General features: G+C 66.3%; 18 protein-coding genes. 7 read left to right on the top strand and 11 right to left on the bottom strand.

Annotated elements, in window-relative coordinates:
- Nucleotides 1–269: 269 nt before the first annotated feature.
- From AC3A35_RS19245 to AC3A35_RS19235, 3 genes are all read right to left on the bottom strand, one after another.
- Nucleotides 270–1,595 (bottom strand): TRAP transporter large permease, encoded by a 1,326-nt coding sequence (locus AC3A35_RS19245; RefSeq protein WP_487437864.1) that lies wholly within the window; start codon nt 1,593–1,595, stop codon nt 270–272.
- Nucleotides 1,592–2,119 (bottom strand): TRAP transporter small permease, encoded by a 528-nt coding sequence (locus AC3A35_RS19240; protein WP_487437862.1) that lies wholly within the window; start codon nt 2,117–2,119, stop codon nt 1,592–1,594. Before AC3A35_RS19240 ends, AC3A35_RS19245 begins: the two co-directional genes overlap by 4 nt.
- Before the next feature lie 83 nt (nt 2,120–2,202).
- Nucleotides 2,203–3,234 (bottom strand): TRAP transporter substrate-binding protein, encoded by a 1,032-nt coding sequence (locus tag AC3A35_RS19235; protein ID WP_487437860.1) that lies wholly within the window; start codon nt 3,232–3,234, stop codon nt 2,203–2,205.
- A 326-nt stretch (nt 3,235–3,560) separates the two neighbouring features.
- Here AC3A35_RS19235 and AC3A35_RS19230 point away from each other — a divergent pair, with 326 nt between their 5' ends.
- Nucleotides 3,561–4,274, top strand: a complete 714-nt coding sequence (locus tag AC3A35_RS19230; RefSeq protein ID WP_487437858.1) for a GntR family transcriptional regulator — start codon at nt 3,561–3,563, stop codon at nt 4,272–4,274.
- Nucleotides 4,275–4,665: 391 nt separating this feature from the next.
- On the opposite strand, the gene AC3A35_RS19225 is transcribed toward AC3A35_RS19230, so the two are convergent.
- The 8 genes from AC3A35_RS19225 to AC3A35_RS19190 form a co-directional block, all read right to left on the bottom strand.
- Entirely contained in the window at nt 4,666–6,225 is a 1,560-nt protein-coding gene (locus AC3A35_RS19225) for a bifunctional 3-(3-hydroxy-phenyl)propionate/3-hydroxycinnamic acid hydroxylase (protein ID WP_487437856.1), read from the bottom strand.
- Between the two features lie 30 nt (nt 6,226–6,255).
- Nucleotides 6,256–6,621 (bottom strand): nuclear transport factor 2 family protein, encoded by a 366-nt coding sequence (locus AC3A35_RS19220; protein WP_487437854.1) that lies wholly within the window; start codon nt 6,619–6,621, stop codon nt 6,256–6,258.
- A 236-nt stretch (nt 6,622–6,857) separates the two neighbouring features.
- The gene (locus AC3A35_RS19215) at nt 6,858–8,288 is read right to left on the bottom strand and encodes an aldehyde dehydrogenase family protein (protein ID WP_487437852.1); all 1,431 of its coding nucleotides are present in this window, start codon (nt 8,286–8,288) and stop codon (nt 6,858–6,860) included.
- 126 nt (nt 8,289–8,414) lie between these two features.
- Nucleotides 8,415–9,515, bottom strand: coding sequence for an alcohol dehydrogenase catalytic domain-containing protein (locus AC3A35_RS19210; protein WP_487437850.1), 1,101 nt, complete (start codon nt 9,513–9,515; stop codon nt 8,415–8,417).
- Between the two features lie 72 nt (nt 9,516–9,587).
- Entirely contained in the window at nt 9,588–10,538 is a 951-nt protein-coding gene (locus AC3A35_RS19205) for a PDR/VanB family oxidoreductase (protein WP_487437848.1), read from the bottom strand.
- A 56-nt stretch (nt 10,539–10,594) separates the two neighbouring features.
- On the bottom strand, nt 10,595–11,620 hold the full coding sequence (locus AC3A35_RS19200) for a Rieske 2Fe-2S domain-containing protein (RefSeq protein ID WP_487437846.1): 1,026 nt from the start codon (nt 11,618–11,620) through the stop codon (nt 10,595–10,597).
- A gap of 109 nt (nt 11,621–11,729) precedes the next feature.
- On the bottom strand, nt 11,730–12,590 hold the full coding sequence (locus tag AC3A35_RS19195; protein ID WP_487437844.1) for a fumarylacetoacetate hydrolase family protein: 861 nt from the start codon (nt 12,588–12,590) through the stop codon (nt 11,730–11,732).
- Between the two features lie 815 nt (nt 12,591–13,405).
- The gene (locus tag AC3A35_RS19190) at nt 13,406–13,549 is read right to left on the bottom strand and encodes a hypothetical protein (protein ID WP_487437842.1); all 144 of its coding nucleotides are present in this window, start codon (nt 13,547–13,549) and stop codon (nt 13,406–13,408) included.
- Between the two features lie 870 nt (nt 13,550–14,419).
- Here AC3A35_RS19190 and AC3A35_RS19185 point away from each other — a divergent pair.
- The 6 genes from AC3A35_RS19185 (at nt 14,420) to AC3A35_RS19160 (ending at nt 20,628) form a co-directional block, all read left to right on the top strand.
- On the top strand, nt 14,420–15,607 hold the full coding sequence (locus AC3A35_RS19185) for an acetyl-CoA C-acyltransferase family protein (RefSeq protein ID WP_487437841.1): 1,188 nt from the start codon (nt 14,420–14,422) through the stop codon (nt 15,605–15,607).
- Nucleotides 15,604–16,488, top strand: a complete 885-nt coding sequence (locus AC3A35_RS19180) for a 3-hydroxybutyryl-CoA dehydrogenase (protein ID WP_487437840.1) — start codon at nt 15,604–15,606, stop codon at nt 16,486–16,488. Before AC3A35_RS19185 ends, AC3A35_RS19180 begins: the two co-directional genes overlap by 4 nt.
- Before the next feature lie 21 nt (nt 16,489–16,509).
- The gene (locus AC3A35_RS19175; protein ID WP_487437838.1) at nt 16,510–17,691 is read left to right on the top strand and encodes an acyl-CoA dehydrogenase family protein; all 1,182 of its coding nucleotides are present in this window, start codon (nt 16,510–16,512) and stop codon (nt 17,689–17,691) included.
- Complete coding sequence (locus tag AC3A35_RS19170; protein ID WP_487437837.1) at nt 17,688–18,701, top strand: phosphotransferase family protein; 1,014 nt, start codon at nt 17,688–17,690, stop codon at nt 18,699–18,701. The genes AC3A35_RS19175 and AC3A35_RS19170 overlap by 4 nt, the downstream gene beginning before the upstream one ends.
- 153 nt (nt 18,702–18,854) lie before the next feature.
- A complete protein-coding gene (locus AC3A35_RS19165) occupies nt 18,855–19,256 on the top strand; it encodes a DUF6285 domain-containing protein (protein ID WP_487437835.1) in 402 nt (133 codons plus the stop codon).
- A 151-nt stretch (nt 19,257–19,407) separates the two neighbouring features.
- Nucleotides 19,408–20,628, top strand: coding sequence for an aromatic ring-hydroxylating oxygenase subunit alpha (locus AC3A35_RS19160; protein ID WP_487437833.1), 1,221 nt, complete (start codon nt 19,408–19,410; stop codon nt 20,626–20,628).
- Nucleotides 20,629–20,637 lie beyond the last annotated feature (9 nt).

The raw sequence follows: 20,637 nt of genomic DNA, 5'->3' as shown, positions 1-20,637 counted from the left end.
CATACGCCGGCTACTTGGCCCCAGGGGACCGCTTGCGAACACGAGTCCCCCCGACCATCGGCGGGCCTCGCGTTCTTCGGGTGCGCGCGCCCCCCTCGCCTGCCGCAAGCAGGCGATACGGTTGGCACACGCACGTGTGGGTGGAGCGGCACGCCGGGGGGTTTAACTGCGGATCACGATTTCGTTCAGGCGCTGCGCATTGCCTTCAAGCTGCAACCGGGCCGACGGGCGCCGCCCGGCGCGGCGCAGGCGGCTACCCCGGCATGCCCTCAGCCGATCCAGCGCAGCGCGAACAGCGCGATACCCGGGAACAGCACGAGCAGGAAGATGCGGATGATGTCGGAGGCAAGGAAGGGGAGCACGCCGCGGAAGATCGTGCCCATCGGGATGTCCTTGGCCACGCCGCTGATGACGTAGACGTTCATCCCCACAGGGGGCGTGATCAGGCCGATCTCCATGACCACCAGTGCCACCATGCCGAACCAGATCGCCTTCTCTTCCGGCCCCAGGCCCCAGTAGTCCATGCCGAGCACGATGGGCAGGAAGATCGGCACCGTGAGCAGGATCATCGACAGACTGTCCATCACGCAGCCGAGCACCAGGTAGATCACGATGATCGCGAACAGCACGGTGAAGGGACCGACCCCCAGCTCCCTGACCCAGGCCGCCACCTCGGTCGGCATCTGGCTCACCGCCATGAAGGCGCTCAGCACGTCGGCCCCAAGCAGGATCAGGAACATCATTCCGGTGCCGGTGGCGGTGCCGAAAATGCACTGCATCAGGCCCTCGCCCCTGAGCCCGCCGGAGCGCCACGCGGTGAAGCCGGTGGCGAGCACGCCCACCGCCGCCGCTTCGGTCGGCGTAAACACCCCGCCGTAGATGCCGCCGATCACGACCACGAAGATCAGCATCACCGGCCAGGTGTCGATCACCGTGGCCAGGCGCTCGGCCCAGCTGTGCCGGGGCGTGCCGGGTCCACCCGCGGCCGGATCGAAGCGGCAGACGATGCCGATCACCATCATGTAGCCGATCGCCGCGAGGACGCCGGGGATGAAGGCGGCGAGGAACAGCTTGGCGATGTTCTGCTCGGCCAGGATGGCGTAGATCACCAGCGGCACCGAGGGCGGGATCAGGATCCCCAGGGTGCCGCCGGCGGCGAGCGAGCCCGCGGCCAGGCCGGGCTTGTACTGGTGGCGTTTCAGTTCGGGCAGCACCACATGGCTCATCGTCGCCGCGGTGGCGAGCGAGGAGCCGCAGATCGCACCGAAGCCGGCGCAGGCCCCTACCCCGGCCATCGCCATGCCGCCACGCCAGTGGCCGATGAAGGCGTTGCCGGCCTTGAACAGCGCGCGCGACAGCCCGCCATGGGTGGCGAACTGGCCCATCAGCAGGAAGAGCGGCACTACCGACAGGTCATACAGCGAGAAGCGGCCGTAAGGCGCGTTCTTCAGGTAGGCCATCAGCGGGTCCCAGCCCGACATCCAGACGTAGCCGATGGCGCCGGTCAGGAACATGGCAATGCCGATCTGCACCCGCAGCGCGAGCATGCCCATCATGACCACACCCATGCTCAAACCAATCGTGATGCCGCTCATGATCTCGCCCCCCCGACGACCTCGGAGACGAAGGTCTGCAATGCGGCGATGCCCAGCAGCACGAAGGACGGCACCACCGGGACGTAGCCCCACCATACCGGCAGCGCGATCACCATCGAGGTTTCGCCGTATTCGCGCATCTCCAGCAGGCCCTCCCACACCCGCCAGGCGAGAAACAGGGCCGAGGCCGCGAGCAACAGTGCCGCGAACGCGTCGAGTAGCCGCTTCACGGCGGACGGCACCCACAGGGTGAAGAAGTCGACGAACACGTGGCCGCGCTTCAACTGGCAATAGGGCAGACACATCGCGATGCCCATCGCCGACAACATCTGCACCAGCTCGTAATCGCCCGGAACGGGCGAACTGAACAGCGCACGACCGATCACGCTGGCCACCGACATGATCGCCTCGATCACGAAGACCAGCCCGCCAAGACTCGCCAGGGTGACGCAGGCCGCCTCCAGCCAGCGCCCGAAGATCATCGGGACCGGCTCGCACGGCCGATCATCAACAAGTTCCGCCATATTGACTACCTCTACCAAGTCCGATTCTGGAACGAGGACGCGCCCCCGCGCACGGAAGCGCGCGTCCTGATCAGGGAAGGCGATCACTGCGCCCGGGAGTACTTCTCCACCAGGGCGATGGCATCGTTGTAGAGCTTCTGGCCATCGGCGCCGCGCGCGGACGTTTCCTTGATCCATTCCTCGGTCACCGGCGCGGCAGCAGCCTCCCAGCGCGCCATCTCCTCCGGCGCGATGGCGTAGATGGTGTTGCCGTTCTTGACTGCGAGTTCGCGCCCGAGCTTGTCCGCGGCGGCCTGCCGGGTGGCGATCCAGGCGGAGAAATCGCGCCCGCTGTTGGCATCGACGACCTTCTTCAGCTCGGCCGGCAGGCTGTCGTATTTCTTCTGGTTCATCACGATGACCATCGCCGCCGCGTGCAGCATTCGGGTACTGCCGCTCTCGGCGTGAAACTTGGTGAGCTCCTGAGTCTTGGTCGCGGGCACGACCTCCCATGGAATCACCGCCCCGTCGATCACCCCCTTGGACAGCCCCTCGGCCATCTGCGGCACCGGCATGCCGACCGCGGTGGCACCGAGCGAGTTGAACAGCTTGCTGCCCAGGCGCGACGACACGCGCACCTTCAGGCTCTTGAGATCCTCCAGCGTCATCACCTGTTTGGTGCGGAAATGCACCACGTTCTGGAGATTCAGCCAGGTTGCGAGCGGTTTCACGCCGACGAACTCACCCAGCGCATTGGCCTGGACGAAGTCCCACATCGCGCGTGCCGACGCGTCGTGGGTGGTGGCGACGAAGGGCAGCTCGAACACTTCGGAATCCGGGAACCGCCCTGGCGTGTAGCCGGGCAGCGTGAACACCACATCGGCGACGCCATCGCGCACCTGGTTGAGCAGTTGCGGCGGCGTGCCGCCGAGCTGCATCGCGGGGTAGATCTGGCACTTGAGCTTGCCCTGCGATTCGGCAGCAAGCTTGTCGCACCATGGAACGATGACGTTGGCGTGCATCGGCGCCGTCGGCGGGATGAAGTGCGCAACCTTGATCACGACCTCCTGGGCGAAGGCGACGGCCGGCATCAGCAGTGTGGCGATCAGACCGAGGGCAGTCTTGCGAGTGTTCATGGGTGTCTCCTTTGTCGTGGGTACGGCATTTTTTTGCTGCGATCAACACGCGTTGCCGAGCAACGCAGGGTGGTATGCCGAGCACGGCGCGCTGGGAGCAAGCAGGTTCAGCGCGGGTCTGGCCGGCCCTTCATCGATGCGTGCCTGTCTCCGGTCGGGTCGTTCTCGTTTGCTCGTGACCACAAGAAATCCTTGCGACTCCTGGGCAAAACCATCCGCTGCGGAGTGACCGAAAACAAGCGCACGCCTGTTTTTCGTGCATTTTTTTATAAATTATGCACAAAACACCACTTGTGCGCAAGCGCGATTTTAGGCATATTCTCGCCATGAACATCGAGACCCGAAATCCTTCGCGCGGACAGGAAATTCCGCTGGCCGAACAGGCCTACCAGGCGCTTAAACGCTCGTTGATCCGCTGCGAGTTCGAGCCCGGGCAGCGCTTGCGCGTGGATGAGTTGCAACAGCGCTATGGGCTGAGCAGCAGCCCCTTGCGGGAGGCCTTGAACCGGCTGGTACAGCAGGGTTTCGTCAAATCGCTGGAAAATCGGGGCTTTCGGGTCGCACCGATCTCGGTGGAAACGATGCGCGACCTGACCCGCGTGCGCCTGCTGATCGAGTCCGAGGCCCTGCGCGACGCGATCGTGCATGGCAACGATCAATGGGAGAGTGGCATCGTGGCGGCCTTCCACGGCCTGTCGGTGGCCGAGAAGCGGCTGACCCCCGGCCCCGCCGTGCTCAACGACGACTGGTCCGAACGCCACCGCGCCTTTCATCTCAGTACCTATGCCGGCTGCACGTCTCCGCTGCTGCGCGAGATGGTCGAGGTGTTGTTCGATCAGGCCGAGCGCTTCCGCCGCTTTTCCGCCCGCTACCGCAAGGGCGAACGGACCAAGAGCGCGGAGCATCAGCATATTCTCGACGCCGTGATCGCACGCGACGAAACCTTGGCGGTGAGCCTGCTGCAGCAGCACATCACGGCGACCGAGCGCAGCGTCACCGAAAGCCTGCAAGCGCTCGAGGAAGGCGTCCCCGTGTCCTAGGAATCTGCGCGGTCGGCGAGTTCCTTCAAGGCCTGCTCCGAGCGTTAGCCGGTGTCAGCCAGCGCCTGCTGCGGCATCTGTCCCAAGGTGTCGCACGCCGACCGCGTCGCTGATGAACTACGCCAGGTGACCTTCGGGCGGCCACGCCTGCAGCGCCTGGGGCAGTACATCTGCTGCTGCGGGCAATAGGGCAGATTGCTCGTCATGCGGCAGGTCTAGCTGTCCAGAAGCGCTGGACGAATCGCTCACCTCACGAAAATCGCCCTTCCGCCGCCTGACTCCAAGGTGCTGGCGCTGATGGGGCGCTCCTAACCCCCTCTAGGGCGCTTGAAATGCGCCGCGTCGTTCAGGGAGGTCGTGGAGATTCCACTCGTCAGCCCGCAGCGCAGGGTCAGGAACGGCTCAGCGCGTCACGAAGGCCGGCCAGCAGCGCCAGCCCTTCGGTGACGGTTTTCGCCGTGCCATAGACGTAGTGGTCGGGGCGCACGATCGCAACGCACGCATCCAGGCTCTTGAACCAGTCCGCCAGCAACGACGTGGTTTCCCGCACACCGGCACAAACCGCCGCATCTGGGCAGTCATCGAGGCAAACGAGCGCGCCGTCGAGCGGCGCCAGCGCAGCCATGCACGCGTCACACTCCGCAGAGGCCATGGGCACGGCCACGACCATGCGCACGCCCGCACCGGTGACGTCGTCGAGCCGTTTCATCTGGCCGCCGGAGACGACCTCGGGCTGCGGAAACAGGCTGCCCGCGCCTGCGGTCGCTGGCGCGCGCATACCACCGGCGAGGTCGGGAATCATCTGCTGCCTGAACACCGTCTTCACGCCCCCGCCCTGCTCGTCACGGAGACCGGCGTCGCGGGCCCGCGCCTTTTCCGGATCGCGTTCGCAGATGACCCGCCCCAGCGCCATCGCACTCAGGGTGGTTTGCACCACGTGCGGCCTGCGCTCGTCCATATAGCTATCCAGCAGGCAATCGGCACTCTGCCCCTCGATGACGCGCGCCAGCTTCCAGCCCAGATTCTGCGCGTCGCGCATACCCTGCACCATGCCTTGCGCCATGAACGGCGGGGTCATGTGAGCCGCGTCGCCGGCAAGGAGGATGTGGCCGCGACGCCACTCACGCGCGACCAGCCCGTGGAAGCGATACGCCGCCGCACGCCAGATGCGCGCTTCGCCCGGTTTGAGCCAGCGTTGCAGCAAGGGCCACAGTTCTTCATCGGGGAACTCCGGCGAGAGGCTGTCACCCGGCAGCAGCATGATTTCCCAGCGCCTGTGATTACCCGGTCCGACCACGTAGGTGGCCGGCCGCTCCGGCTCGCAGTACTGAATCTGCGTCTGCGGCAGGCTTGCGGCCTTCTCGGCGGGCACGATCGCATCGACCACCAGCCAGGGTTCATCGAAACCGAGGTCCTCGAGCTCGATCCCCAGACGCTTGCGGATCGGGCTCGAACCGCCGTCGCATGCGACCAGGTAGCTCGCCGAAAAGCGCTTGGTCGCGCCATCCGGGCTACGGAGGTCCACCCACACGCGCCCGGCCTCCTGGTCGAAGTCGACGAGTTCGGTTTCAAGGAAGACGCGGACGTTGTCCAGTTCGCCGAGCCTGGCTCGCATCGCGCGCTCGAACGCGGGCTGGTCGAACACGTAGTTCGGCGCCCATCCGAGCATGTGCGGCTCCGGCAGCGTATCGAGCCGCTTGATGAGGGCGCCATCCACGCCGAGGTACTCGCTGGGGCGATAGGGAGCGACGAAATCCGATACCCGGTCGGCCACGCCGAGTTCCTGGACTATCCGCATCGCCTCCTGATCGAGCCCGATTGCCCTGGGCAAGGGGTACAGATCCGGCAAACGATCGAATACGGCGACCCTCAGTCCACGCTGCCCCAACAGGCCGGCCAGCGTTGCGCCCGTCGGGCCCAGGCCGCAGATCATTACGTCAAAGTCGTTCATCTCCATTCCTTCTTTGTCGTGGCGTCCCGCTTAGTCGCGCGACACTCTGGTCGATTGAAATGTGCACAACTGCCAGACGGCCCGGCGTCGCCAGACCTCGACACACCAGGACTCGACGTCCACCGGAGCCGCCTCCCCGGCACGCAGAATTCGCTGCTTCAGCATCCCGCGGACGACGGCCACGTCACCGGTCTCGATGATCGATGCGTCGTCGATGCGCACCGACTGGAAGCGCATCCTGTTGGCGACAAAGTCGAGGTATTGGGCCTTCCGGTGCCTGAGCCCATTCGCATGCACGTAGATCAAGTCTTCGTCGAGCAAGGCCGCCAGCGTGACGTGATCGCGGGCCACCAGGCACGCCAGCCGGTCCCGAACAAACTGCGGCAGTATCGTCATGAGGGGTCACCAAAGCCGCGATGACGGCGGCAAGCCGCCTCGACGCCTGCATGCCTATACGAAATCAGCTTCACGGATCACTCCTCATGCGCAAAGCGCTCACCCCACGAGAATCGCCCTTCGGCCGCGCAGACTCCTAGCCCGGCCCGCCCTACGAGTCGCACCGTACTGCACGCGGTCGAATCGCGGGCCCCTCCGGCGGGGCGCCACGCGGCGCCCCGTTCCCGGCTGCAGACTCAGGCCGCGGTGTACGCGGTCTTCACCGTGGTGAAGAACTCCCGGGCATAGCTGCCCTGTTCGCGCGGCCCGTAGCTCGACGCCTTGCGCCCGCCGAAGGGCACGTGATAATCGACCCCCGCCGTGGGCACATTGACCATGACCATGCCGGCCCGGACATGGCGCTTGAAGTGCGTGGCGTACTTCAGCGAGGTCGTGCAGATGCCCGCGGTCAGGCCGAACTCGGTATCGTTCGCGAGCGCGAGCGCGTGCTCGTAGTCATCGGCGGCGATCACGCAGGCGACCGGGCCGAAGATCTCCTCGCGCGCAATGCGCATCTCCGGCTGCGCATCCACGAACAGGGCCGGTTTCAGGTAGAAACCGTCGGAGTCGCGCACGAGGCGTTGGCCACCGCTGACCAGCTGCGCCCCTTCCCTCTGCCCGATCGAGATGTAGTCGAGGTCGGTATCGAGCTGCGAGCGATCGGCGACCGGCCCGATCTGGGTCCCGGGTTTGCGCGCATCATCGACGACGAGCGTCTCGAGTCGCTCATGCAGGGCCACGACGAAGCGGGGCAGGATAGCCTTGTGCACGATCAGCCGGCTCGACGCCGTACAGCGTTGGCCGGTCGAATAGTAGGACCCCTGGAGCGCACAATCGACGGCCTGGGCCAGGTCGGCATCGTCGAGCACGACCAGCGGGTTCTTGCCGCCCATTTCCAGCTGTACCTTCGCAAACCGTCGGCCTGCCCCGTCCCGCACCCGGGCACCGGTGGCGGACGAACCGGTGAAGCTCAGCGCATCGACCCCCGGATGATCGATGAGGGTCTGCCCTACCCGGCTGCCCGGCCCCATGACCAGGTTGAACACCCCGGGCGGGAAGCCGGCACGGCTGATGATTTCCGCCAGCGCCCAGGCCGAGCCCGGCACCAGGTCGGCCGGCTTGAACACCACGCAGTTGCCGTAGGCGAGCGCCGGCGCGATCTTCCAGGCCGGAATGGCGACAGGAAAATTCCACGGCGTGATGAGCCCCACCACCCCCACCGGTTCACGCGAGATCTCGACCTCGACCCCGGGGCGGACCGAGGCGAGCCGCTGACCGCTCTGACGCACCACCTCGCCGGCGAAGAAGCGGAAGATCATCCCGGCGCGGGTCACTTCGGCCACCGCCTCCGCCAGCACCTTGCCTTCCTCGCGCGCCAGCAGGTCGCCGAGTTCGTTGCGCCGTGCGAGCAGTTCCGCCGCGACCTTGTCCAGCGCATCGGCACGCACCTGGATGCCGCCGGTCGACCACGCCGGGAACGCCCCGACCGCGGCCGCGATGGCCGCATTGGTCTGCGCCTCGTCCCCCTGGGCGTATTCGCCCACGATGTCGGTCAGATCGGACGGATTGATGTTGGCGCGGGAAGAGGCACCGACGATCCATTCGCCACCGATATAGTTCTGCTTCATGCAAGCATCCTGAAAGTCGATGTTGTCGAGCCGCTCATTCGCACCCGCGCGAAGCGGCTCCCCGGGTCTTCACTGTTCCCGCTCGCGGCCACCGGGCACGGGGCGCCAGCGGCGCCCCGGCCGCGGTCACGGCTTGATGACGTAGTTGCCGAAACCGCCGTTGCGGGCGGCGATACCCGAGATCGCCTCGTTCACCTGATCCAGCGGATAGCTGACGTGCTCGAACACCGACAGGTCGAGCGTGCCGGCCTCGGCCATGTCGGCCATGTTCTGCCCTTCCCCGGCGGTAAACCAGGCCGAGCCTTCGATGGCCTGCTGTTCGTCCATCATCGTATGCAGGTCCATGCCCACCTTGCCGGCGATCGCACCGATGTTGTATGCCTTGCCGCCACGCTTGAGCGAGCGCACCCCCTGTAGCAGCGTCTCGTGCGGCGCACCGGGGCCGAGCGCGTCGACGAACACGTCTGCGCCCAGGCCGTCGGTCACTTCCATGACCCACTGGTCGATCGATTTGTCGCTCTCGGTCGAGAACACCTGGATGCGGTTCGGGGCCAGTGCCTTGACCCGCTCGAGCAACGGCATCGACCGGGCGGTGCCGAGAATGCGCGTGACGCCCATGGCCAGACCGAACAGGGCCCCGCCGATACCCAGGGTTCCGCTGATGCCGTTCACCAGCAGGGTCTTGCCGGGACCGATGCCGCTCTTGCGCAGGGCCGAGTACATCGTGCCCAGATAGCCGAAGCGCGCCGCCTGCTCGTAGCTGACGTTGGCGGGCAGCCTGACCAGCGCGTACTGCGGCGCGGTCATGTACTCGCCCAGGCCGCCGTAGGGGTAGTCCTTGAAGATCTTCAGCGAATTCCGGGAGAAACCGAAGTAGCCGTTGAAGGTGTAGTGGGTGCAGTTGATCAGGTCGCCGTTGCGGCACGCACGGCATCCGCCGCAATAACGCCCGGGATTCACATAGACCCGTTCGCCGACCTTCCAGTCATGGACCCGCGAGCCGATCGCCACGACCTCGCCGGCGGGATCCAGACCGAATATCGCCGGCAGCGGCGGCAGCGGCAGTTCCGGGAACCAGGTGGTCCAGTTCGCCAGGATGTTGCCCAGATTCGGCACGATGCCGCAGGCGTGGACCCTGACCAGCACGTCGTTCGGACCCGGCTCGGGCACCTCGATCTGCTCGATCTGCATCGGTTCTCCGACCTTGTGCATTCTTGCCACTTTCATCGTCGCCATCATTTGTCTCCTTGATGTGATTGCCGCCACCACCGGATCCGGCGGACGGCATAGGTATATGGGCTAGAGATCCAGCACCAGGCAGGAACTCTTGGCCCGCGAACAACATGGGGTGAACTGCTCGTTCAGTGCTTTTTCCGCGTCGGTCAGGAACACGTCGCGGTGGTCGGGCTGGCCATCCAGCACGCGCGTCAGGCAGGTGCCGCACACTCCCTGCTCGCACGAAACCGGAACCTCGAACCCGTGCTGCTGCAGTGCCTCCACCACCGTCTGTCCGGTTTCCACGCGGACGGTCGCGCCGGTGCTGGCAATCTTCACGTCGAACGGCCGATCCTCGCCGGACGGCACCGGGGCGGTGGCGAAGTACTCCTTGTGCAGGCGCGCCTCCGGCCATCCGTGCGCCCGCGCCGCGGCAAGCACCCAATCCATGAACCCGGCCGGACCGCAGACATACAGATGGGTGTCCGCGGTCGCCGCGGCGAGCACGGCGTCGATGTCGAGCTTCTGCTCCGCCGGACCGCTGTCGAAATGGATGGAGGCGCGCTCCGGAAAACCACCCTGCGCGATGCGCTCGTAGAACGCAGTACGCGCGCGGGAACGGGTGCAGTAGTGCAGGTGGAAGTCGGCCTCGCCCCGCGCCAGTCTCTCGGCCATGCTCAGCACCGGGGTGATGCCGATGCCGCCGGCGAACAGCAGGGAGCACCCGGCGTCCGGGGCCATCGGAAAATTGTTCCGCGGCGCGCCGATGTGCAGGGTTTGACCCACGCACAGCGCGTGCATCGCCACCGAGCCGCCGCGCGAGGCCGCTTCCCTGAGCACCCCGATCACGTAGACGTCGTCCTGGTGTGGCGCATTGCACAGGGAGTACTGGCGCACCAGACCGTCGCGGATATGCACGTCGATGTGTGCGCCGGCCTCGAACGGCGGCAGGCGGGCGCCGTCGCACGGCGCCAGTTCGAAGACGCAGATGTCCTCGGCTTCGGCGTGTTTCGCCCGGACAAGTACTTTGATCACGATCGAATTCCTTTCGGCAGGAGGGGCTGAAACGACACGGGCCGCGGCGGCCCGGTTCATTCGCCCACCTGCTCCTTGAGCAATTGGAGCAACACGCGGCGGGCGCGCATCGAGGCCGAGTCGGTGGCCAGCAATACCGGCTTCAGCGCCTCGAGCGGCTGGCCGCCCATGTAGCGCGACTGGGCTTCGATCATCGGCCCGTCCTCGGTCTCGAATGCGCCCTGCAGACTCGCCTGCAGCCTGGTGGAGAAGTCGTCGTCATCGAGCTTGAAATCGCGCGCCCACTTCCAGAAGTAGTGACAGCTGTGTTCGGTCTCGGGCGTGACCAGGTGCGCCTGCTGCGAGCGCGGACCCTCCGCGGCGGGGCGGCCCACCCCGGTCACGCCGATCTCCAGGCGCAGCGTGGACGGCGGCTCCCAGCGCACGATCGACAGGTGATCGACATTGCTGGGGGCACCGTCGCCGTAGGCGGTCGCAAAGAGCCCGCTGATCGGCTCGTTCGGCCGCCAGTTGCGGGCGATCACGGTAGTCCCGTCCTGCTCCATCGAGTACTGGGTCCGGCGATTGAAGCCCTCGGTGGCCAGATAGGGGTGGAGGAACTCGGCGTGACTGAGGTCGAGCAGGTTGTCGGCGACGAGCTGATAGTTGCCCTTGACGTGGATATAGCCCTGCACGCAGGTGTAGCGGGCCGCATCCTCGAACTCCGGCCAGCGCCGGATCCTGGACTCGTCGGCGGGCTGGTCGCCGAACCAGATCCATACGATGCCGTCGTGCTCCGCCAGTGGATAGGCCCTGGTTTGCGCCGCTTTCGGGATCTTGCCGTCGCCGATCGGGTTGTGCACGCAGGCGCCGCCGGCGCCGAACTGCAGGCCATGGTAGGGGCAGCGGATCGCGTCGCCGATCAGCGTGCCCTTGTGCAGCGGCGCAAATCGGTGCGGGCAGCGGTCGCGCAAGGCCACCGGTGCGCCGCCCTCGGTGCGATAGAACACAATGGATTCGTCGAGCAACACACGAACCATCGGCGTACGGCCAAAGTCTTCGCTGAAACCTGCGGCATACCAGGTATTCATCAGATAGTTCACGACTCTCTCCTCCTATGAAGATCCGTGCCGGCACGGGGCATCATCAGCGACCGATCAATCCCGGGCTCATCGGCCCTGCCCCGGACACAACCGGCCGGATCTACCCCTTCTATTGCGCCACGACCGGATTGCGAAGCGTACCGACCGCCTCGATTTCGACTTCGACCACGTCGCCCGCCTTCATGTACATCGGCGGCTTCCTGCCGAAACCCACGCCCGCCGGCGTACCGGTGACGATCACGTCGCCTGGCACCAGCGTGAAGATGGTCGACGCATAGCTGATCAGGCGCGGGATCGAGAAGATCAGATGGCCGGTATCGCTGGATTGAACGACCTCGCCGTTGAGCCGGGTCTCGAGCTTCAGCGTACGCCCCGGCTCGATCTCGTCCGCGGTCACCATCCACGGACCGAAGGCGCCGGTGGATTCGAAGTTCTTGCCCGATGCGATCTGCTTGGCATGGAACTGCCATTCACGGATGCTGGCGTCGTTGTAGCAGGCGTAGCCCGCCACGTGGTTCATCGCCTTGTCCTCGGCAATGTTGCGCCCGCCCTTGCCGATGATCACCGCCAGCTCCCCTTCCCAGTCCAGCGTATCGGACACGGCGGGCTTGACGATGGGCTGCTCGTGGGCGGTTTGCGAACGCCACACGCGCAGGAAGATCGGTGGGTATTCGGACAGTTCGCGCTGCAGACCGGCTGCCAGTGCTTCCTGATGATGGTCCAGGTAATTGCGCACCGCGCAGACAATCTTCTCCGGGCGCGGGATCACCGGCAGGAACACGATGTCGGCGAGCGCCACGTCGGGGGCACGGCCCTTGACGTGGTCCGCCGCCTCGCGATAAGCGCCGCACGCGATGTAGTCGCGCAGCGTCGGCACGTCTGCGCGCCAGCGCGACATATCCACCACGCCATCGCCCACGACAATGCCCCAGGCCTCACGTTCGCCATCCAGATAGGACAAAAGCTTCATATCACACCTCCTAAATCAGGTTCGGACATCGGTCGGCCCTTCTGACCGATCGTTGAAATCCATTGTACGCACAAAATTATCTTTTGTGCAGAAAAATATATTGAGTTGCTGATGCGCTGAATTGGCTTGCTACAGCATGAGCGGGCCTTCCGGCACAGGTGCGAGCGGATCCGCATCGACGGCGTGATCCGCGATCACACGGAGCGTCACCTTGGGGCCCGCAAACGTCGATCAGTCAGCAAAAGGGAAAGAACCTGACAGGCGCACAAGCTCACCTGGTATGTCATGCGCGTGGACCGTGTGGTGCCACCGGTTCGCGCATCGCACGCGCCTGAACCGCAACCGGCGACACGGAATGCAGATCGTGCATTTCGGGCAACGTCGCAGACGACCGGTGCCTCGCAATGAGGCAGGCGTGGCGAAGGCTTTTGAATCCGTCACTTGAGCCTGTTATCCACACCTTATCCCGGGCCTTGTCCTCGGTCGGTGGGGATAAGCTCATCGACAGGATCCGGCATGCGGGGTGGCGGGGAGGCGATCCCGGTCGAAGTCCTGCAGGTCATGCGGACATACCGGAGGATGCGGAAAGGCGTCAGGGGGACTCGGTGAATGGACGACGCTCGACCGGGTCGATCCGGGCATGGCTGGCGGAACACGGCACACCGACGCCTGAACGGCGAGAGAACGGTCGGATCGGGAACGGCAGTCACGCCGCGATCACAGTTCCTGTGGATTCGGACCCATGCGGCCGGTCCCGCGCGGATGGTCCTGCCATCCGGTTGCGGAACGGGCAGGTTCGAAACGCGTTCTTCGCGTCAGCGGTAGTCCGCCAGGGGAAAATGCGCCACTTTGTAGAAGCCTGCCAACGGCGTGGCCGATGCCTGCTCCGCCTCCCCGGTCGACGCTTCGAACAAGCCCCACAGACCGGCCGCCGCCGCCATCGCGAGCAAGAACTTCATCTCGAACACTCCTTTGGTGTCATTGGCGGACGTCCGGCGGAATGGATGCGATGCGATGGTCCGCATCGCGCACCGTGCTGACATCTGTCAGCCGTGCACCAGCCAGCCGTTGTCCCGCTCTGCCAACGCGGGGTCTCTCTAATCGGAGGCCCTCGGTCACAAACGCCCTTTGTGTGTTGGGGTCGGGCGCATGCTTTGAATGCAACTATAGACGACGCCCCGGAAATAGAAAACAGGATTTCATGTTTTTATTTTCTGCTCGATGCACGCCTTCACACCAGCCCCTCAAACGCGGGTTGCGACCGCATTCAGGTCGATGAAGAACCCGGTGCGCCTGCTCCGCGCTGCCATGCGACCCGCGTTCGAAACTCGTCGTCGAGCCGGTGAAGGTGTTCGGTGCGGCGCTTCGCGCCCTGTCGATAACGAAAAAGCAGGTCGCCGAACCGTGTCGGCGACCTGAACAAAGCCGGCGAGCGCCGAGGGAGGAGAGGATGTGCGCTCGCAAGCATGAGGATCGTTCCAGCCCCCGCCCCCACGCCTCTGACAGACAGGGCTGAGTTTCCCCGGAGCGGTACGGAATGGCTGTCGACAGGAAACAAACCATCGTGAACGTTTTTTAATGATAGCCGTTCGACCTTCGCCCGGCAAGCTCCATCCGCATGGCACTGCCCTCCGCCTCAACAATACAAACCAACACTTTTGTTTTTTTGATACCATCTGTACACCGCTTTCGATCCGGGCAACGCACCGCGTTCCAGCACCGGCAAGAGCACACCGGACCAAGGCAGAACCGACCCATCCCGAACACAGGTACGCAGCGCCGGCGCCCGCCATTGGCGCCCCGTATCCAGACAGAACCAGGAGACCTCCATGACCCAGCGTGAAATTCTCGTCGTCGGTGCAGCCCGCACCGCAATCGGCACCTACGGCGGTTCGCTCAAGGACACGCCGATGAGCCAGCTCGCCACCACCGCAGTCCGTGCCGCCCTCGTCCGCTCCGGCGTCGAGGCAGCGCAGATCGGCCATGTGGTGATGGGCAACGTGATCCCCACCGAGCCACGCGACGCCTACCTCAGCCGGGTGGCCGCGATCGATGCCGGCATTCCGCAGGGGACCCCGGCGTTCAACGTGAACCGGCTGTGCGGCTCCGGCCTGCAGGCCATCATCTCGGCGGCACAGTCCATCCTGCTCGGCGACACCGACATCGCCATCGGGGGCGGCGCCGAAGCCATGAGCCGCGGTCCCTACATCGCGCCGGCCATGCGCTGGGGCGCACGCATGGGCGACAGCGGCCTGGTCGACTACATGAACGGCATCCTCCACGATCCGTGGCAGAAGGTGCACATGGGTGTCACCGCCGAGAACGTCGCCGCGCGCTACGGCATCAGCCGCGAGATGCAGGACGCGCTCGCGCTGGAGAGCCAGTGCCGCGCCGCGGTCGCCATCGCGGAAGGCCGGTTCAAGGACCAGATCGTCCCGGTCGAGATCAAGACCCGCAAGGGCCCTGCCTTGTTCGACATCGACGAACATGTGCGTGCCGATGTGGGCCTCGAGAGCCTGGCAAAGATGAAGCCGATCTTCCAGAAGGAGAACGGCACCGTCACCCCGGGCAACGCATCCGGCCTCAACGACGGCGCCGCCGCAGTGGTGCTGGCCGAAGCGAAGCGCGCCGCCGCGCTCGGGCTCAGGCCGCTGGCCCGCCTGGTCGGCTATGCGCACGCCGGCGTCGACCCGCTGTACATGGGCATCGGCCCGGTGCCGGCCACCCGCCTGGTGCTGGAGCGCACCGGCCTGCGCGTCGACGACCTCGATGTGATCGAGGCCAACGAAGCCTTCGCCGCCCAGGCCTGCGCGGTGACCCAGGAGCTCGGCCTCGATCCGGCCAGGGTCAATCCCAATGGCTCGGGCATCTCGCTCGGCCATCCGGTCGGCGCCACCGGCGCGATCATCACCACCAAGGCCATCCACGAACTGCACCGCAGCGGCGGCCGCTACGCGCTGGTCACCATGTGCATCGGCGGCGGCCAGGGCATCGCCGCGATCTTCGAACGCGTGTGAACCGACCACCCGGAAACCAAGGAGACAACATGAACATCAAGACCATCGGCGTCGTCGGCGCCGGCACCATGGGCAACGGCATCGCGCAGGTGTGCGCCGCCGCCGGGTTGCTCGTGATCATGGTGGATATCTCGTCCGCAGCAGTGGAGCGCGGCCAGGCCACCGTGGCCGCCAGCCTCGACCGCCTGGTGAAGAAGGAGAAGATCGGCAGTGCGGACAAGGATGCGATCCTCGCCCGCATCAGGGGCAGCACCGAGTACGCCGACCTCCGCGCAGCCGAACTGGTGATCGAAGCCGCGACCGAGAATGAGGCGCTCAAGCTGCGCATCCTGGCGCAGATCGACGCCATCGTGCCGCCTGCGACCCTGATCGCCACCAACACCTCATCGCTGTCCGTCACCCGCCTTGCCGCCGCCACCCGCCGCCCGGACCGCTTCATCGGCACCCATTTCTTCAACCCGGTGCCGATGATGGCGCTGCTCGAGCTCATCCGCGGCCTGCAGACCTCGGACGAGACCCTGGCCGCGGTCCAGGCCTTCGCCGCCACCATCGGCAAGACCACCATCGTCGCCAAGAACAGCCCGGGCTTCGCGGTGAACCGCATCCTGTGCCCGATGATCAACGAAGCCATCTTCGCGCTGCAGGAAGGCCTGGCCTCGGCCGCCGACATCGACGACGGCATGAAGCTCGGCTGCAACCATCCGATCGGCCCGCTCGCGCTCGCCGACCTGATCGGTCTCGACACCATGCTCGCGGTGATGGAGATGTTCTACGCCGGCTTCAACGATCCCAAATACCGCCCCGCGCCGCTGCTCAAGGAGATGGTCGACGCCGGCTTTCTCGGCCGCAAGAGCGGTCGCGGCTTCTACGACTACAGCTGACCGCCCACCGGAGCCGACCTCATGGACTTCGACATCTCCGCCGAACTCGCCGATCTGCGCCGGCGGGTGCGCGCCTTCGTCGCCACCGAAATCATCCCGCTGGAGCGCGACCCGCGGCAGACGCCGCACGGCCCCACCGAAGCGCTGCGCCGCGAACTCGTCGCCCGGGCGAAAGCGGCCGGGCTGCTCTCCGCCCACGTCTCGAAGGAGTACGGCGGCCTCGAACTCGACCATCGCAGCAAGGCGGTGTTCTTCGAGGAAGCCGGCTACTCGATGCTCGGCCCGGTGGCCCTGAACATCTTCGCCCCCGACGAGGGCAACATGCACCTGCTCGAGGCGGTCGCCACCCACGCGCAGAAGGAACGCTGGCTGCGCCCGCTCGCCGCCGGCGAAACGCGCTCGTGCTTCTGCATGACCGAACCCGACCCCGGCGCCGGTTCCGATCCCTCGATGCTGCAGACCACCGCGGTGCGCGACGGCGACGACTACCTGATCAACGGCCGCAAGTGGTTCATCACCGGCGCCGACGGTGCCGCCTTCGCCATCATCATGGCCAAACTCGAAGACGGCCGCGCCACCATGTTCCTCGCCGACATGGACCGCCCCGGGATCACCGTCGAACGCTCGATGGACACGCTCGACCATTGTTTTCCCGGCGGCCACGGCGTGGTGCGCTTCGACGATCTGCGCGTGTCGGCCGCCGACATCCTCGGTACGCTGGGCGAAGGTTTCAAGTACGCCCAGGTGCGCCTGTCCCCGGCGCGCCTCACCCACTGCATGCGCTGGCTGGGCGCCGCGCGCCGCGCCCACGACATCGCCACCGCCTACGCCCGCCGCCGCCAGGCCTTCGGCAAGACGCTGGGGCAGCACGAAGGCGTGGGCTTCATGCTCGCCGACAACGAGATGGACCTGCACACGGCGCGGCTGGCGATCTGGCATACCGCCTGGGTGCTCGACCAGGGTCATCTCGCCATCCACGACTCCAGCATGGCCAAGGTCATCGCCTCCGAAGCGGCGTGGCGGGTGGCCGACCGCTGCGTGCAGATCCTCGGCGGCCAGGGCGTGACCGGCGAAACCGTGGTCGCGCGCATCTTTGCCGACATGCGCGCGTTCCGCATCTATGACGGACCGTCCGAGGTGCACCGCTGGAGCATTGCCAAGCGGGTCATGAAGGGCATCCACCGCGAGGGCCAGCCGCAATGAACGAGATCACGCAGAGCGCACTTGCGCGCTTCATCGTCCACAGCACCGCCGCCACCGGCGCCACCATCGCCGAAGCCAGACTGCTGTCGGGCGGCGCCATCCAGGAAAACTGGTTGATCCGGGCGGACATCGTCGGCGGCCCCTTCGCCGGCAGCCACGAACTGGTGGTGCGCACCGACTCGCCCTCCGGGGTGGCGTTGAGCCACAGCCGTGCGCAGGAATTCGCCCTGCTCAGGGCCGCCTTCGCCGCCGGCGTCACCGTGCCGGAGCCGCTGTGGCTGTGCGAGGACCGCGAACTCATCGGCCGCCAGTTCTTCGTCATGCGCCGCGTCGGCGGCACCGCCGCCGGCCACCTGCTGGTCAAGGACATGACGCTGGGCGGCGACCGCGTGCAACTCGCCGAACGCCTCGGCACCGAACTCGCACGCATCCACTCGATTCGCCCGCCGCGCGCCGATCTCGCCTTCCTGCCGACCCACGACGAAGCCCCCGCGCTGCATTCGGTGCACCGCTTCCGCGACTACCTCGACGGCCACCACACCCCGCACCCGGCGCTCGAATGGGGCCTGCGCTGGCTGGAGCTGAACGCCCCGCCGCGCGGCGACTACGCGCTGTGCCACCGCGACTTCCGCACCGGCAACTACATGGTCGACGAGCACGGCCTGACCGGCGTGCTCGACTGGGAATTCGCCGGCTGGAGCGATCCGCTCGAAGACATCGGCTGGTTCTGCGCACGCTGCTGGCGCTTCGGCGCGATCGAGCGCGAGGCCGGCGGCGTGGGCGCGCGCGAAGACCTGTACCGCGGCTACGAGCGCGTCACGGGCAAGCCGCTGGACCGCGCCCTGGTCACCTACTGGGAAGTCATGGCGCACATGAACTGGGCGATCATCGCCATCCAGCAGGCCGAACGCCACGTCTCCGGCGAGGAAAGCTCGCTGTTGCTGGCGCTCACCGGCCACATCGTGCCGGAGCTGGAATACGAAATCCTTTCGATGACAGGAGGCCTGTGATGAAACGACCCCCACGCTCACTTCATTCCCGGAGGGGCGCCTTTGCACAGCCGGTCCGTTCGGCAGGCTCGGCGCAGTGCGCCGTGAAACCCCTGCCTCACCCCCCCGAGGGGGCACAGACCGCCCTTGCGACGACCCGGCAGGAGACCTGACATGCGCGACCGCCCGACCGGAGACGAACTCCTGGAAACCGCCCGCAGCGTGCTGCGCGAAGAGCTGATGGCGGCGCTGCCCGCCGACAAGCGCCACGCCGCGCTGATGCTGGCCAACGCGCTGTCGATTGCCGCACGCCAGCTGAAGAACGGCGACGCGGCCGAGCGTGCCGAACTGGCCGCGCTCGAGCACTTGCTGTCCGAGCCGTTCGCCGCCAAAACCGACGATCCCGCGGCCCTGCGCGGCGGCCTGCTCGCCGCCAACCGCAAGCTCGCCCAGTGGATCCGCAGCGGCCGCGCCGACGACGGTGCGCTGCGCGCCAGCGTGCGCCGCCACCTCGGCGGCGTGATCCGCCACAAGCTCGCCGAGAGCAATCCGAAATACCTCGGGATCAAGGGCTGACGCGCCCTGCTCCGCACCGGATGCGCATCGACGAAGCGTGGCGGAGCCATAAGCGCAGACTCACAAAACAAACAATCTTGATTCTTTTTCAATAGCCGCCCATACTGATCCGAACTGCCGGATGAAGCAGCCGAGACAAAGGAGGAACACCGTGGATGCAGTGATGGACGCGGATGCCGGCCCGGCATCCTGCAGCGCGCAGCAACGGCGCACGCAAATCGGTGCCGACATGCGCCGCCGGCTGGTGGCACATCTGGCGGCCGGCGGCACCACCGACATGGCGGCCTCGACCCTGGCGTTCGACGGCTCGGTCTACACCGACCCCGCCCGCTTCGCCGCCGAGAAGCGCGAACTCTTCGGGCGCACGCCGCTGGTGGCCGGACTGAGCGGCGACCTCCCCAACCCCGGCGACGTGATCCTGTTCGACCTCGCCGGCCCGCCGATCCTGATCACCCGCGACAAGGACCGCCGGGTCCACGCCTTCCTCAATGTGTGCACCCACCGCGGCGCCCGCCTGGTCACCGAATGCACGCCGCAGCGGCGCATCGTGTGCCCGTTCCACGCCTGGACCTTCGACCTCGACGGCAGCCTGATGGCCATCCCCGGGCGCGAGGGTTTCGACGGGCTGGACCTGCGCACCCACGGGCTGACCCGCGTGCCGGTGGCCGAATGGAACGGCATCATCTTCGTGCAGGCGACGCCGGGCGAGACCCAAATCGATATCGAAGGTTTCCTCGGCAACTTCGCCCCCGAGCTCGCGCAACTCGAGCTCGGCGTCGGCCAGCCGGTCAAGTCGGGCGTGCTCGAGGCCCGCGCCAACTGGAAATACGTGCTCGACACCTACGGCGAGAGCTATCACTTCGCCCGCCTGCACAACCACACCCTGGCGCCCTACTTCATCTCCAATGTGGCCGCCTTCGACCGCTTCGAGCGCGGCTACCGGATCGCCTTCCCGGACGTGGGCGCGCGCGCCCTTGTCGGCAAACCCGAAGCCGAATGGCCGCCCGCCGAGTTCGCCGCGGTTCATTTCCTGTTTCCCAACACCATCTTCTTCATCGGATCGGTGGTGCCGGGCAAATGGTACATCCAGGTCTTTCGCCTGTTTCCCGGCGACACCGTCGGCACCACGCGCACCCACTTCGCCGTCTATGCCCCGCGCGACGGTGTCGACGACGCCTACCGCGCCGAGGTTGCGCAGGCCTACGACGCGACCGCCCACGTGGTCATGACCGAGGACTACCGCGTCGCCGCCGAAGCGTGGGACGCGCTGTCGCGCTCGCCCGGCGCGCGCGTGGTGTTCGGGCGCAACGAGATTGCACTGCACGGCGTACAACAAAGCATCGCTGAAGCGATCGACATGCCGCTCGTCTGAACGGCAACG

The organism is Azoarcus sp. Soil_N_20, from assembly GCF_057656155.1.
Note: the sequence above shows the minus strand (reverse complement) of the source record. Positions and strands in the feature narration are given on the sequence as shown.

Coding starts and splice junctions, on each gene's coding strand:
- AC3A35_RS19165 (WP_487437835.1), top strand. CDS start 18,855: ATGCGCGACCGCCCGACCGGAGACGAACTCCTGGAAACCGCCCGCAGC.
- AC3A35_RS19240 (WP_487437862.1), bottom strand. CDS start 2,119: ATGGCGGAACTTGTTGATGATCGGCCGTGCGAGCCGGTCCCGATGATC.
- AC3A35_RS19215 (WP_487437852.1), bottom strand. CDS start 8,288: ATGAAGCAGAACTATATCGGTGGCGAATGGATCGTCGGTGCCTCTTCC.
- AC3A35_RS19190 (WP_487437842.1), bottom strand. CDS start 13,549: ATGAAGTTCTTGCTCGCGATGGCGGCGGCGGCCGGTCTGTGGGGCTTG.
- AC3A35_RS19225 (WP_487437856.1), bottom strand. CDS start 6,225: ATGAACGACTTTGACGTAATGATCTGCGGCCTGGGCCCGACGGGCGCA.
- AC3A35_RS19230 (WP_487437858.1), top strand. CDS start 3,561: ATGAACATCGAGACCCGAAATCCTTCGCGCGGACAGGAAATTCCGCTG.
- AC3A35_RS19175 (WP_487437838.1), top strand. CDS start 16,510: ATGGACTTCGACATCTCCGCCGAACTCGCCGATCTGCGCCGGCGGGTG.
- AC3A35_RS19185 (WP_487437841.1), top strand. CDS start 14,420: ATGACCCAGCGTGAAATTCTCGTCGTCGGTGCAGCCCGCACCGCAATC.
- AC3A35_RS19245 (WP_487437864.1), bottom strand. CDS start 1,595: ATGAGCGGCATCACGATTGGTTTGAGCATGGGTGTGGTCATGATGGGC.
- AC3A35_RS19170 (WP_487437837.1), top strand. CDS start 17,688: ATGAACGAGATCACGCAGAGCGCACTTGCGCGCTTCATCGTCCACAGC.
- AC3A35_RS19235 (WP_487437860.1), bottom strand. CDS start 3,234: ATGAACACTCGCAAGACTGCCCTCGGTCTGATCGCCACACTGCTGATG.
- AC3A35_RS19195 (WP_487437844.1), bottom strand. CDS start 12,590: ATGAAGCTTTTGTCCTATCTGGATGGCGAACGTGAGGCCTGGGGCATT.
- AC3A35_RS19210 (WP_487437850.1), bottom strand. CDS start 9,515: ATGAAAGTGGCAAGAATGCACAAGGTCGGAGAACCGATGCAGATCGAG.
- AC3A35_RS19220 (WP_487437854.1), bottom strand. CDS start 6,621: ATGACGATACTGCCGCAGTTTGTTCGGGACCGGCTGGCGTGCCTGGTG.